The 13,100-nt window shown below is 64.0% G+C and carries 10 protein-coding genes; 4 read left to right on the top strand and 6 right to left on the bottom strand.

Translation table 11 applies throughout. The features are described from left to right. The first annotated feature begins 171 nt into the window (after positions 1–171). The 3 genes from glmS (at position 172) to ACCQ12_RS17055 (ending at position 4,246) form a co-directional block, all read left to right on the top strand. The gene (gene glmS, locus ACCQ12_RS17065; protein WP_039403678.1) at positions 172–2,001 is read left to right on the top strand and encodes a glutamine--fructose-6-phosphate transaminase (isomerizing); all 1,830 of its coding nucleotides are present in this window, start codon (positions 172–174) and stop codon (positions 1,999–2,001) included. Between the two features lie 391 nt (positions 2,002–2,392). Further along, positions 2,393–2,866, top strand: a complete 474-nt coding sequence (locus ACCQ12_RS17060; protein ID WP_039564281.1) for a hypothetical protein — start codon at positions 2,393–2,395, stop codon at positions 2,864–2,866. Positions 2,867–3,100: 234 nt separating this feature from the next. Then, positions 3,101–4,246, top strand: coding sequence for a hypothetical protein (locus tag ACCQ12_RS17055; protein WP_372382319.1), 1,146 nt, complete (start codon positions 3,101–3,103; stop codon positions 4,244–4,246). A gap of 134 nt (positions 4,247–4,380) precedes the next feature. Here the strand turns inward: ACCQ12_RS17055 and ACCQ12_RS17050 are convergent, their stop codons facing one another. From ACCQ12_RS17050 to ACCQ12_RS17025, 6 genes are all read right to left on the bottom strand, one after another. Then, on the bottom strand, positions 4,381–6,237 hold the full coding sequence (locus tag ACCQ12_RS17050; RefSeq protein WP_372382318.1) for an XVIPCD domain-containing protein: 1,857 nt from the start codon (positions 6,235–6,237) through the stop codon (positions 4,381–4,383). A gap of 106 nt (positions 6,238–6,343) precedes the next feature. Next, positions 6,344–7,102 carry a hypothetical protein gene (locus tag ACCQ12_RS17045; RefSeq protein ID WP_372383651.1) on the bottom strand — a complete coding sequence of 253 codons (759 nt, stop codon included), beginning with the start codon at positions 7,100–7,102 and terminating at the stop codon, positions 6,344–6,346. A gap of 326 nt (positions 7,103–7,428) precedes the next feature. Then, entirely contained in the window at positions 7,429–7,953 is a 525-nt protein-coding gene (gene gloA / locus ACCQ12_RS17040) for a lactoylglutathione lyase (protein WP_166752254.1), read from the bottom strand. A gap of 159 nt (positions 7,954–8,112) precedes the next feature. Beyond that, on the bottom strand, positions 8,113–9,186 hold the full coding sequence (locus ACCQ12_RS17035; protein WP_506191679.1) for a copper resistance protein B: 1,074 nt from the start codon (positions 9,184–9,186) through the stop codon (positions 8,113–8,115). A gap of 209 nt (positions 9,187–9,395) precedes the next feature. Continuing rightward, positions 9,396–11,180, bottom strand: a complete 1,785-nt coding sequence (locus tag ACCQ12_RS17030; protein ID WP_372382316.1) for a copper resistance system multicopper oxidase — start codon at positions 11,178–11,180, stop codon at positions 9,396–9,398. 226 nt (positions 11,181–11,406) lie between these two features. Then, the gene (locus ACCQ12_RS17025; protein ID WP_372382315.1) at positions 11,407–11,823 is read right to left on the bottom strand and encodes a CopL family metal-binding regulatory protein; all 417 of its coding nucleotides are present in this window, start codon (positions 11,821–11,823) and stop codon (positions 11,407–11,409) included. A 134-nt stretch (positions 11,824–11,957) separates the two neighbouring features. Between ACCQ12_RS17025 and ACCQ12_RS17020 the strand changes: the two genes are divergently transcribed. Further along, positions 11,958–13,061, top strand: coding sequence for a PLP-dependent cysteine synthase family protein (locus ACCQ12_RS17020; protein WP_372382314.1), 1,104 nt, complete (start codon positions 11,958–11,960; stop codon positions 13,059–13,061). Positions 13,062–13,100 lie beyond the last annotated feature (39 nt).

Raw genomic sequence — 13,100 nt, 5'->3', positions numbered from 1 at the left:
AGGACACGTGCCAACCGGCAAGTGGCTGAAATGGTTGCACTTTAGGGTCGCAGCGCAGGGTGTCCGCAGTGTCCGCGGACACCTGCGCGGACATGCTGTCCGGGGACGGTCATGCAGTGGACAAGAGCGGACACGCTAAAATGCCGGTCTTCTTCCTAAAGAGCTGTCCCTATGTGCGGCATTGTCGGAGCGATCGCCGGGCGCGATGTGGTCCCGGTCCTGATCGAAGGACTCAAGCGGCTGGAATACCGCGGCTACGATTCCTCCGGCATTGCGGTGCTCGATGGCGATCAGGTGCGCAGGGTGCGCCGTACCGGCCGCGTGGCCGAAATGGCCCAGGCCGCGCAGGCCGAACAGTTCGGCGCCACGTTGGGCATCGGCCACACCCGCTGGGCCACGCATGGCGGTGTCACCGAAGCCAACGCGCACCCGCATATCAGCGCCGGCGTGGCGCTGGTGCACAACGGCATCATCGAAAATCACGAAGCGCAGCGCGAAAAACTGCGCGCGCTGGGCTACACCTTCGAGTCGCAGACCGACACCGAGGTCATCGCGCACCTGATCCATCACCATCTGGGCAGCGCGGGCGACCTGCTGACCGCGCTGCAGCGCACAGTCAAGGAGCTCACCGGTGCCTACGCGCTGGCGGTGATGAGCCAGGCCGAGCCGGAACGGTTTGTCTGCGCGCGCATGGGCTGCCCGTTGCTGATCGGAGTGGGCGAGGGCGAGAACTTCGTCGCCTCCGATGTCTCGGCCATCGTGCAGGCCACCCGCCAGGTGATCTTCCTCGAAGAAGGCGACACTGCCGAACTGCGTCGCGATGGCGTGCGCATCTTCGATGGCAACGACGCGCCGGTCGAGCGCCCGTTGCACCTGTCGGACGTGTCGTTGGCGTCGCTGGAGTTGGGCCCGTTCCGCCATTTCATGCAGAAGGAAATCCACGAGCAGCCGCGTGCGCTGGCCGACACCATCGAAGCGGCCATCGATGCCAAGGGTTTTCCGGCATCGCTGTTCGGTGCCAACGCGGAAGCGGTGCTGCGTGACATCGAAGGCGTGCAGATCCTGGCCTGCGGCACCAGCTACTACGCCGGCATGACCGCGCGTTACTGGATCGAAGCCATCGCCGGCCTGCCGTGCAGCGTGGAAATCGCCAGCGAATACCGCTACCGCGCCGCGTATGCCAACCCCAAGCACCTGATCGTCACCATCTCGCAGTCCGGCGAAACGCTGGACACGATGGAAGCGCTGAAATACGCCAAGTCGCTGGGGCATCTGCATACGTTGTCGATCTGCAACGTGCCCGAAAGCGCCATCCCGCGCGCCAGCGAACTGGTTTGCTATACGCGCGCCGGCGCCGAGATCGGCGTGGCCTCGACCAAGGCGTTCACCACGCAGCTGGCGGTGCTGTTCCAGCTCACCATGGTGCTGGGCAAGCTGCAGGGCCGCATCAGCGAGGCCGAAGAAGCCGATTATCTGGAGCAGCTGCGTTTCCTGCCGGGCAGCGTACAGCACGCCTTGAATCTGGAGCCGCAGATCATGGCCTGGGCCGAGCGGTTTTCGCCGAAGGAAAATGCGCTGTTCCTCGGCCGCGGCCTGCATTACCCGATCGCGCTGGAAGGCGCGCTCAAGCTCAAGGAAATCTCCTATATCCATGCCGAAGCGTATCCGGCCGGCGAGTTGAAGCACGGCCCGCTGGCACTGGTGGACGCGGCGATGCCGGTGGTGGTGATCGCACCGAACGATCGCCTGCTGGAGAAGGTCAAATCCAACATGCAGGAAGTGCGTGCCCGTGGTGGGGAGCTGTTCGTGTTCGCCGACCAGGACAGCCACTTCAGTGAATCCGAGGGCGTGCACGTGATCCGTACCCCGCGCCACGCCGGCGTGCTGTCGCCGGTGATCCATACCATCCCGGTGCAGCTGTTGGCGTATCACACCGCCCTGGCACGCGGTACCGATGTGGACAAGCCGCGCAATCTGGCCAAGTCTGTGACGGTGGAGTAAGCGCGCGAGTGGGACGACCGCGCCCGCCGTCAGGCAGGCGCGGTCAGTGCGTTGTTTCTGCTTGGCTTGTACCACGCGAATACGGTGCCTGCCTGCCGCCAGTGCCGGCCTCAGGCCGATGATTTGCGTGCCTTAGCCACATCGCGCCGCTGCACCGAAGCGTGAGCTGGCAGCCATGGTGCAACGGCGGTGCGCAGCCAGGCCGCGTGGATGCCTCACTGCTGCTACGCAAGAGATAGCGGCGATCGTCGTCCCCGGGCAGCCAGGCGGCAGGCCGCCATCAAGGCGGCTGCGTGTAACGCCGCTTAGCAGCCGCGCTCCGAGGCTGCCAACGCTTTGGCCCAGGTTATGCATAAGCTTCTTGCGAGGGTCACACCACGCAGGAGGACGTATGCACGAGTCTTTCAAACAGGGGGCGCCAGCGGAATTGTGGCAGGCGTTGGTGCGCGAGGCGGGGCAGCGGATCGCACGTCCGCTGGACGAGTCGCGTGAGCATTATCTGGTGTTTGTTTTGTTGCGTTTCCAGCGCGATGCGCATCTGCTGTCGCGCACGCAGGCACTGGCATGGTTGCATGCGCAGGATCAGGTCGGCAGCGTACGGGCCGATGCATTACGCGATGTGGGCGACGGATGTCTGCTGATTGCAGGCCTGTTCCCAGGCGTGGCGCAGCGCCGTCGGTTGAGTGTGGACTACTTCATCGACCTGGGGCGCGGCGCATATTCTGAAGTAGCCGACACCCGCTACAGCGATGCAGGACTGTTCGCACAACTGGCCGGCAGCTATCGCGAGCTGGTGCGCACACTCGCTGCATTGCGCACGCCACACGATTGGCAACCGAGCGCTGGCGGGATCTTGCATGCGTAACCAGTGAACGCGCGCAGGGGCGGTCCCCACATCGGCGTCGGGACCGCCCCGACTGCGATGGCTGCCTCGTGCGGGCACACTATCCCTGCAGGACGATCTGCGGGTGCGTTGTGCCATTACCTGTCGATCCGAACCCTGCAGTGTTGGAAGCCATCGCGTGCAAGCGTTGGTGCATTGGTCGCGCTGCATGGGGGACATGCAGCGCGTCGCAGTCATCCATAAGGACAGGGATCCATGAAGACGTGTATCGCGGCGGTGCTGTTGGCACTGCCTGGGCTTGCCGTTGCGCAAGACCTGCCGCTGGGCTATGCCGGTCAGGGTGGAATGACGCTGCAGGAAATCGACCCTGCCATCTATGCGTATCACTACGACCACGGGTTCGTGGGCGAAGATGCGATGGGTTGGGACCCTGCGCTGCAATTTGCCTGGTCGCGTATCGCCGCCGCCAAGGTCTGCGCACAGCAAACGCCATCTGATGCAGTGATCGGCAAGTTGGTGGAGCGGTACGGCAAGGATGCCGATGTGCACCAGATCAGCGGTATCGGCTTTCATGAAGCGCAGATGCGTGCAGCTGGGACGTTTTGTACGCCTGCGCGCGTGACCGAAGCCACGGCAGTGGGGCCTGCGTTTGCAGGCGGTGATTTCTCTGCGGCAACTGCCTATGCGGCGGCGGCTGAAGCGGGGACGATTGTGGTTGCGGCAGCCGAAGGGCAGCCATCGTCACAAACGCAAGCCGATGCAGATGTCGTCATTGCAGCATCGGCTGACTGGGCCTTGCAGCTGCCGTTGCATGCCAGCATGCGCGTAGGCTCCAACGGGCTGCCCAATGGCGATGAAATGTTGCGCGTGGTTCGTCGCGGGCATACCGGGGCGGTGGTGGGATTGCAGATCGCCACCAGCTTGTTTGCGCGTGGGGGCGTGGTCTCGGCCTTCAACAAGGGACAGTTGAAAGGCGAGAAGATGGAAGGTGTAGGCAATCCGGGTTATCAATTGCAGCGCGATGCGGTCAACGCGCACTTGAAGACCTATTTCACCGGGCATCCGACTGCGCTGCCGGTGGATCCGTTTCCATTGCAGGTGCTGATGTCCGACTGGCTGCTGGTGTATCAGAGTCTGGCCGATACCAAATCGCCCTACGAATTGCGCTATGCAGTGACGATCGGCGGAGAGCGCACCGGCCTTCTCAAGCGCAAGGCGAGCCCGGTCAGCATGGACTGTACGCCGACACCGCGGACTGCTTCTCTGGAGCAGTGGGAAGCCAACGATTACGCCTTGGTCAAAGAGGCCGCACAAGCCTACAGCGACGAATGCGCAGCGAAATTCGCCGAGCGGTTGCCACAGTGGTTCCCCGATAGAGAGGCTGTTGCGACGTCCAATTGAACGGCCGGATCTGTCGATGCCGGACATCGGGCACCCGATGTGCTCTGACAAGAATCACGCTAAACATATCGCTAAACCACAAGGGGCACTGATCCATTGATCAGTGCCCCTTGTGTCTTTCCATTGCAGAGCGATCAGCCTACGCTGCGCGCCTGGTTGCGTTGCTGCTCGTGCTGATCTTGTGCCTGCGTCTGCGATTGTGCTTCCTGCCGCACGGCATTGCTGCTTTGCTCCAGGGGACGTTCCGCAGCGGTTGCCTTGTCGGTGTAGATCCGCTGATGCGCTGGGTCGCTCGGCTGGCCCTGTACGGCAAACAGCCCGCTGCCGTCCTTGCTTTGCGCCACCATGTCGATTCGCTGTAGGCCACTGACTTTTGCTTCGAAGGTCATGTGGCCGGCAGCGTTCACCAACTGCTGCCGGTTGGCGAATGCATTCGGACCCAGTTGTTCCAGCTTGCTGACAGCCTGGTTGAATAGCGGGTGGTCGGGGTTGGTTTTCTCCGAGAGCAGCGGTGTTTTTTCTGCCTGCTTCAGCGCATTGAGCGTATCGCGGCCAACCACGCCATCGTCCTGTAGCCCGTGTGCACGCTGGAATGCCTTGACTGCCTCGCCCGTCCGCTGGCCATAGGCGCTGTCGGCTTTGAGTTCATTGCCGTTGGCGTCCTTGTAGCCCAGCTGTTGCAAGGTTTGCTGCAATTTTTGAACATCGGCACCGTGCGCCTTCTCGCGCAGCACGCCGGATGTTTCGGCCGCAGCTTGTGCATGCGCGGGCTTGTGCGCGTTGCTGTCGTGCGACTGCTGCTTGGTCTGGCTGCGGTCCTGCAGCAACTCGCGCGCCTCGGAGAGCGGGTCGCTGGCATAGAGCTTGACGCCCTTGGCGTGCTTGCGCTCAAGGTAGGAATCCAGCGAGCTGAGTTCGACACCCTCGCCACCACGCGACTGGCTGATCTTGAGCTCGCCATCCTTGGGGTCGCGCACCACCATGGTGATGTGGTCGATGCCCTTGTAACGCCCTTTGTCCCATCCCAAGGAACCATTGTCCTCGCCGATGATCATGCCCTCCTTGAGCTTGTCGGCGGTGACGTCCTTGCCTTCGATCAGAGGCCCGGAACGCTGCTCGGACTTGCGCAGTAATTCAGAGGCACTGTCATAGCCTGAAACAAATTTTTGCTTATCACTGAATACTAATTTCCCGGCGCCCTGATTGATCTCATCCATGGTGGCGTTCTGCAATTTTACGACCCAGCCGGAACAGTCGACCTTTCCTTTGTCTGGGTCCTTCGAGCCCATGCCGTACTTGACGTGGTCATACTTAATACTCAGATCGTACGCTGCGCTCAGCGCGACGCCGTGTGCGGCAGGCGCTTGCTGCTGCGGCGATGCCGACTGCGTCGGCGATTGCACCTGCTGACTCTCCGAAACAGGAACAATGCCTTTTTCGGGAATGCGGATACGGTCCATCTTCGTATCCCAATACTGGACAAACGTTTGCGCCATGTCTTTGTCGGACATGCGCTGAAACGTCGCAGCATCCACGCCGGTCAGCGCCTTCATTTCTTTCTCGCCAACATTGTTGAGGATGTTGGCGCGTGTACTATCGAGTCCGAAAGATCCGGTGGCAATCGCGGTCTGAAGAGAGCGGTAACCGCTAACGCCCTGCTGGTGGGCCATATACATGTCTAGGCCGTCAGGCGCCGGTTTGCCCGAAAGATAAGGGCGGCCATCGCGTTCGTGCCGGTCAACCAGGCTCGTTCGGTTATTCAGATACAGCCGTGCGGCTGCGTCGGTATTGACCACTGCATCCAGTTCGCGTCCAGCGATGCCGTATTCGCCAGCGGTTCGGGGGGTGAATTGGAACAGCCCCTTCGCACCACTTGCCCCGCGGTTGGCCAACTCGTCGAAGTTGCCGCCAGTCTCTACGTGCGCAAACCGCAGGAAGTCGTCACGCGGAATATTTCGTTCGGCAGCTTCGCGTTCAATGATATCGAGCACTTGGGCCCGTGAATAATTTGTTGGCATCGCTCAAGGTCCTTGATTGAGTGCTGCAGCCCAGTAGCTGCAGCGGTACGCCGCCCGAACCAATTCCTTTGGTTCTGTATTAAGGGGTCGGCAAATACGATTTCTGTGTCGCATCGTAACGGTAGACAACCGTTTCGTCAGCCCCGCTCGTCTTCGGGTCAGCCGAAACCGTTACCCGTAATGCGGGCAGGCCGCCCTGTGGAACGAACTCAAGCATGCTGGTGTTCTTGATGCACTGGATCTTCCCAGGCGCGTCCTCGCCGCAATTTGCACTATTGTCTTCACCGGCCGGGAGATTGCCGATGTAGGTCCAATGCCTGTCATCGACATCCTTGGTTTCCTTCGGGTCGTACACAAGTGCGTCGTACGAAAGGATCCGTACGCCCGACTGCAGGCTCCACGTTGGCACGGCTAGCACCAGTCGACCGTCGTCGGTGACGCTGGTCTTTGCTTTGCGCGTCGTATCGACCGTGTTGCCCTTTTCCATCCCGCCGAACTCCCCGATGTAGGGCTCAGCGCCGAGAAACTTCCACGGCGATTTGCTGCCCGGTTCGCTGGTCACGAAGGTCGCGTGGGCCAAGGTTACCTTGGTGTCGGGCGCGGGGTAGTGATTTTCGCGCTCCGCCCCGAACAGCTGGGGGGTTTTCCAGGCAAAGCCGGTGTAGTACTGCGTACCATCAAGTTCGAACTGGAGGCCGTACCAGAAATGGATCCAGCTGCCATTGGCGATTTCGTAAGAAAGTGCGCCATCGCCATCTACATCACTGATGAAGTACAGCACGCTGTCCGGGCGGGGCGGCTGGAGCTGTTGAGTGGAACCCTGGGTTGCGTCCTGCATGGGAGAAGCGTCCTTGTCTGAAGATATGGTGGCGCCGCTGGCCGCGGTGGCGGCTGTCTTTGGAGGTGTGGTATCCGGTGTCGCCGGCTTGCACGCGGCGATGGTTGCTAGCGCAAGGATCAGTGGAATCTTCCTGACGAGCATTGGGATGCATCCATTGCGGAGGGCGGCGAAAGTCTACTCCAGCCCGCCGTTGTGTCCAGTCGTCGCGCCGCGCCTGGTGGTGCCGGCTTTCCGCCGTGGCGTGGGACCTTGCGGCGGCATGGGAGGAGTTTTCATGTCTACTCCCATCCGCTGAAACGTCAGGGTTGCCGAGCGTGCCGCTCTTAGGCCAGCGGCGTATTGGAAATGATCTCTACCCAGTATCCGTCCGGGTCCTTGATGAAGGCCAGGTGCTTCATGCGGCCGTCTTCCAGGCGTTTTTGATACGGCACCTCGAGGCTGTCGAAGCGCGCGCAGGCGGCGTGGATGTCCGGCACCGAGATGCAGATGTGGCCGAAGCCGCGCGGGTCGCTGTTGCCGTCGTGATACACGGGACCGTCTTCGGTTTCGGTGCCGTGGTTGTGGGTCAGTTCGAGCACGCCGGGGATGCCGGCCATCCACAGGCGACGCTGTGCGTCGTCATCGGGAATGGCAGTGTCTTGCGGCAACAACGCGAGAAAGTACAGGCTGAATTTTGCTTCTGCATAGTGACGTGCATCCAGCAGGCGGAAGCCGAGCACGCGCGTGTAGAAGTCCAGCGAGCGCGGCGCGTCCTTGATGCGCAGCATGGTGTGGTTGAACACGAAGCCGTGGGTCTGTGCCGGCGCCGCACTGGCACCGGGAACATGCTGCAGATCGGTCAAAGGCATGGTGATCTCCTGTTGAAAGTTGAGTGCGCAGGGTGAGCGCCGGGCGGCGATTTTAGCGGGGGCGGGGTTGTGTGCGTGTCATGGCAGCGCGCTGCCACCGTCCGCGCGCCCGTCAGCGGCAGGGGCCAGATAAGCAGTCTGGGCCCCCTTGCCACTGGCTCAGAACCAGATGCGCACGCCGGCGACGAAGCGACTGTCGCGTGCAGGCTCCTCGTCCATCGTGGCGTTGGCCCGGTCACCGAAGCTGCGGTGATGCACCCAGCCGATGTAAGGCGCAAACCGCCGGGTGATTTCGTAACGCAGCCGCACGCCTACTTCGACCTGTTGCAGCCCGCTGTCGATACCGCGTCGATCGTCATCGGTCACTGCGATGGTCGCCTCTGCACGTGGTTGCAGGATCAGGCGGTTGGTGAGCAGCACGTCGTACTCACCTTCCAGCCGCATGGCGGCGCGACCACTGCCGACAAACAGCGTGGCTTCGGTTTCGAACTTGTACGGCGCCACTCCCTGCACCCCGAACGCGGCCCAGCTGCGATGGTCTGCACCCAGGTCCTGACGCACGCCTGCCAGCAGATCCCACCACGGTGAGATGGCATGACCGTAGAACGCTTCGACCGATGCATCCCGGGTGCGGCCGCGGTGTCGCTCGCCTTCACTGCGGAGCCAGAGCCGGTTGATGTCGCCGCCGACCCACGCCCGTGCTTCCCACGCTTGCCCGCTGCCACGATCGGTGTCGAAGGCTTCCAGGCGATCGAGCAGCACATACCGGTTGATGCCGGTTCCGTGCATCGCATGGCTACGCAACGAGGCAAAGGCTGCCGCGATGTCCTCGGTGGTGGGCTTGGGAATTGGCTCGCGTGGCAGTGCGGTGTTGCCACGCGGGGCAGATGTGGGCGCGGGCGTGCTCGTGGCTGTTGCATGACCCATCGTTGCGTGATCCATCGCCGTATGATCCATCGCCGCGTGGTCGACTGCAGCGTGCTCCATCGCGGCATGATGCGTCGGCCCATGATTCATCGCGCCATGGTCCATGCCCTCGTTCGACATCTGGCGTTGCTCTGGCGACGAAGGCGATGCGGCTTGCTGCGGTGTTTGCGGGATGTCTGCATGCTGCGGGTGCGCTGTGCCGTGGGCATGCGCCGGGTGTCGTGCCGGAGCGTGCGTGGCAGCATCCGGCTCCATCGAAGCGGCGTCATCGCTGGCGTGCTGCGCATGCGCATGCGTCATGTCCATCGCGGGCGCCGCATCGCGCGCAGACGACGGCGCTTCCGGAGAGGCTGGCGCCTGCGTGCCGGCTTCGCCGGGCTGGTCTGCTGCCTGCATCGAATGGGCATGATGGTCGTGCGCTGCCATGTCCACCGCAGCATGCACGTGCTCCTGCGCCGCCAGCGGCGCACTGAACAAGACGCTGCCCGCTACCAGCGCGGTGAGCCGAAGCGCGCTCATGCCTCCACCCGCACTTCGCGCATCATGCCCGCTTCCATGTGATACAGCAGATGGCAGTGATACGCCCAGCGGCCCAGCGCATCGGCGCGCACGCGGTAGCTGCGGCGGGTGCCCGGCGGCATGTCGATGGTGTGCTTGCGCACCTGGAAGTTGCCGTCGGCATCTTCCAGATCGCTCCACATGCCGTGCAGATGGATGGGGTGCTGCATCATGGTGTCGTTGACCAGCACGATGCGCAGCCGCTCGCCGTACTGCAGTCGCAACGGCTCTGCAGAAGCGAAGGCGATGCCATCGAAGGACCAGGCGAATTTTTCCATATGCCCGGTCAGATGCAGCTCGATCTCGCGCCCGGGATCGCGCCCATCCGGGTCGTCGAACAGGCTGTGTAGGTCGCCATAGCGCAGCACGCGGCGGCCGTTGCCGCGCAGGCCCACGCCGGGGTCGTCCAGCCGCGGTGCGGTGGCGTTGCTGCGCATGTCGATCAGTGGGTTGCCGGCCTCGCTGGCGGGGTGGTGAGGGGTCTTGTCGTGTGCCTTTGCATCGTCATGCGAGTGCATGTCGTGCATCGCATGTGCGGCCTGCATCCCGGGTGCGCCATGCATTGCGGGCAGTGCGTGATGCATCCCATCGCCATGCCCCATGTCCTGCATGGTCAAAATCGTACGCGGGTCCAGTGCAGGAATCGGCGCCTGCAGGCCGTGCCGTACCGCCAAGGTGCCGCAGGCGAAACCGGTACGCCCCATGTCCTGCGCAAACAACGTAAATGCATCCTGCCCGATCGGTTCGACGATGACGTCGAAGGTTTCGGCTGCGGCAATGCGCAGTTCGTCCACGCTGACCGGATGGACGTACTGGCCATCGGCGGCCACCACCGTCATGCGCAGCCCGGGGATGCGGAGGTCGAAGTAGGTCATCGACGAGCCATTGATGAAACGCAGCAGCACCTTTTCGCCGGGGGTGAACAGCCCGGTCCAGTTGCTGGCCGGTGGCACGCCGTTGAGCAGGTAGGTGTAGGTGTTGGCGTTGACGTCGGACAGATCGGTGGGGGTCATGCGCATGCGCCCCCACATGCCGCGGTCTGCCAGCGTTGCCCGCACACCGTCTTCGCGCGCATCGCGCAGGAAATCGCCCACCGTGCGCTGCGCGTAGTTGTCGTGGCTGGGCATCTGCTTGAGCCGGCGGAACAGCGCGGCCGGGTCCAGGTCGGTCCAGTCCGACAACAGCACCACATGCTCGCGATCGTAGCGATACGGCGCTGGCGTCAGCGGGTCGATGACGATGGCGCCGTATAAACCCGCCTGCTCCTGGAACATCGAATGGCTGTGGTACCAGTAGGTGCCGGATTGGCGCAGCGCGAAGCGGTAGTGATATTCCTGCCCCGGCGCGATGCCATCGAAGCTCATGCCCGGCACGCCATCCATGTTGGCCGGCAGCAACAACCCATGCCAATGCACCGAGGTGGGCTGGTCGGGCAGCGCGTTGCGCACGCGCACGCTCACCGTGTCGCCCTCGCGCCAGCGCAGCGTGGGTGCGGGCAGGCTCTGGTTGACGGTGATCGCCGGGCGGGTGCGCCCGGTGATGTTGACCGGCAGGCGGCCGATCTGCAGCGACTGGCTGTTGCCGCGCAGGACGGGCGCAGCCATGGCGCCGGCTGCGTGTGCATTGTTGCGCCACAGCCCGGCGGTGGCGGCAACCCCGCCCAGGGCCAGGCCCTGCACGAAGCGGCGCCGGCTCAGGCCTGGCGCGGAGGGTGGATCGAACACATGGGAATCTGAAGACATGATACCTCCGGTGCGTCTGCGCCAACTGGCGGACGCAGCGCATCGCTGGGAACTCCCGCATGCAGGCACGCAGGGCGAAGGGCATAAGACGTGGCTGACAGACGATGCGGAGCCGGCATCAGGCTGCGGCGAGGGCGCGATTGCACGCGCAGCGCGCATGCACGACCTGACGACATCGGGTGACGAGCATGCCCGCCTGCTGGCGGGCACAGGGTCCGTCGGCCGCTTAGCCGATGGGAGGTCGCACCGGTTGCTCGTGCGCCGGGCTGCTGCGGCCTTCGTCCAGGGCGGCAGGCACGGCAAAATGGCCCGGCATCGCTGTCGGCACCGCAGGCAGCGTCAGCAGGGCCAGGCTGCAATGCTGCAGGCAGTCGCAACTGCCCAGCTTGCAGCAGTCGGCCGCATGCGGTTGGTCGCCCTTGACCTGCGCGGCCAGTGCGTCGGGCGCAGCGTTGTGCGGCGCCGCCATGGCGTCGTGGCATGGCATGGCCTGTGCGGTCGACGGGTGCGCCGCCATCGCATGCGCCGCGGCCTGCGGCATGACCGTGTCCGGCATCGCCATGCCTACCGACGCCCACGCGCCGGTGGCCGTATTGGCGACCAGGCACAGGCACAGCAGCAGGCGGAGCAGGCAACGCGGCACGGGCAGTGGAGGCGGCGGACAGGGGCCACGAGCATACCACCGGCCTGGCAACTGTCCGCCGGATGACCGCCCGCCCCGGCAGTGCACCTGGCGGCGTTAGAATTGCGTTCTTCCTTTGCATCACGTCCCTGCCCATGTCGCAGCGCCAGTGGGTGGCCGCCGCCATCCAGAAGATCGAGGCCGATTTCAATCGTTCGGCCGACACCCATCTGATCCCGATGGACCTGCCGGGTTATCCGGGCATCGACCTGTACTTCAAGGACGAGTCCAGCCACCCCACCGGCAGCCTCAAGCACCGGCTGGCGCGCTCGCTGTTCCTGTACGCGCTCACCAACGGCTGGCTGCGTGCCGGGCGCCCGGTGATCGAGGCCTCCAGCGGCTCCACCGCCATTTCCGAAGCGTATTTCGCGCGCCTGCTGGGCGTGCCCTTCATCGCGGTGATGCCGGCGTCGACCTCGCCGGAGAAGATCGCCGCGATTGAATTCCAGGGCGGCCGCTGCCATCTGGTGGAGCGCGCCTGCGACCTGGACAGCGCCTCGCATGCGCTTGCGCGCGAGACCGGCGGGCACTTCATGGACCAGTTCACCTATGCCGAGCGCGCCACCGACTGGCGCGCCAACAACAACATCGCCGAATCGATCTTCAAGCAGCTGTCCGAGGAGCCGCACCCGATTCCGGACTGGATCGTCTGCAGCCCCGGCACCGGCGGCACCAGCGCCACGTTGGGGCGCTATGTGCGCTACCGCCGGCATGCCACCCGCATCCTGTGCGCAGACCCGGAAGTGTCGGTGTTCTTCGACGGCTACTGCCGCGCGGTGGACGGGCAATGCCCCAAGGAGCTGGCCATCACCGGAGGCTCGCGCATCGAAGGCATCGGCCGGCCGCGGGTGGAATCGAGCTTCATCGCCAGCTGCGTGGACGTGATGATCAAGGTGCCCGATGCGCTGAGCCTGGCGGCCATGCGCCATGTCAGCGCCACCCTGGGCCGGCGCGTCGGCGGCTCCACCGGCACCAACTTCGTCGGCGTCCTGCAGGCGGCGCAGCGGATGCGCGAGGAGGGCCGGCAGGGCTCCATCGTCACCATCCTGTGCGATGCCGGCGAGCGCTACGCGCACAGCTATTACGACCCGGCCTGGTACGTGGCGCGCGAGCTCGATGTCAGCGGCAGCGATGCAGCCATTGCGCTGGCCGTGAACGGCGGCGATCTGCCGGCCTTGCCTTGTGCCGCGCTGGAATGACCGCCATATCCACCACGCAGTGACACGCAACGTATCGGT

Source organism: Xanthomonas sp. NCPPB 1068 (assembly GCF_041479385.2).
Lineage (GTDB): Bacteria > Pseudomonadota > Gammaproteobacteria > Xanthomonadales > Xanthomonadaceae > Xanthomonas > Xanthomonas cannabis.
The sequence above is the reverse complement of the archived record's forward strand: the minus strand, read 5'-3'. Positions and strand labels throughout refer to the sequence as shown.

Coding starts and splice junctions, on each gene's coding strand:
- glmS (WP_039403678.1), top strand. CDS start 172: ATGTGCGGCATTGTCGGAGCGATCGCCGGGCGCGATGTGGTCCCGGTC.
- ACCQ12_RS17060 (WP_039564281.1), top strand. CDS start 2,393: ATGCACGAGTCTTTCAAACAGGGGGCGCCAGCGGAATTGTGGCAGGCG.
- ACCQ12_RS17055 (WP_372382319.1), top strand. CDS start 3,101: ATGAAGACGTGTATCGCGGCGGTGCTGTTGGCACTGCCTGGGCTTGCC.
- ACCQ12_RS17045 (WP_372383651.1), bottom strand. CDS start 7,102: ATGCAGGACGCAACCCAGGGTTCCACTCAACAGCTCCAGCCGCCCCGC.
- gloA (WP_166752254.1), bottom strand. CDS start 7,953: ATGCCTTTGACCGATCTGCAGCATGTTCCCGGTGCCAGTGCGGCGCCG.
- ACCQ12_RS17035 (WP_506191679.1), bottom strand. CDS start 9,186: ATGGACATGACGCATGCGCATGCGCAGCACGCCAGCGATGACGCCGCT.
- ACCQ12_RS17030 (WP_372382316.1), bottom strand. CDS start 11,180: ATGTCTTCAGATTCCCATGTGTTCGATCCACCCTCCGCGCCAGGCCTG.
- ACCQ12_RS17020 (WP_372382314.1), top strand. CDS start 11,958: ATGTCGCAGCGCCAGTGGGTGGCCGCCGCCATCCAGAAGATCGAGGCC.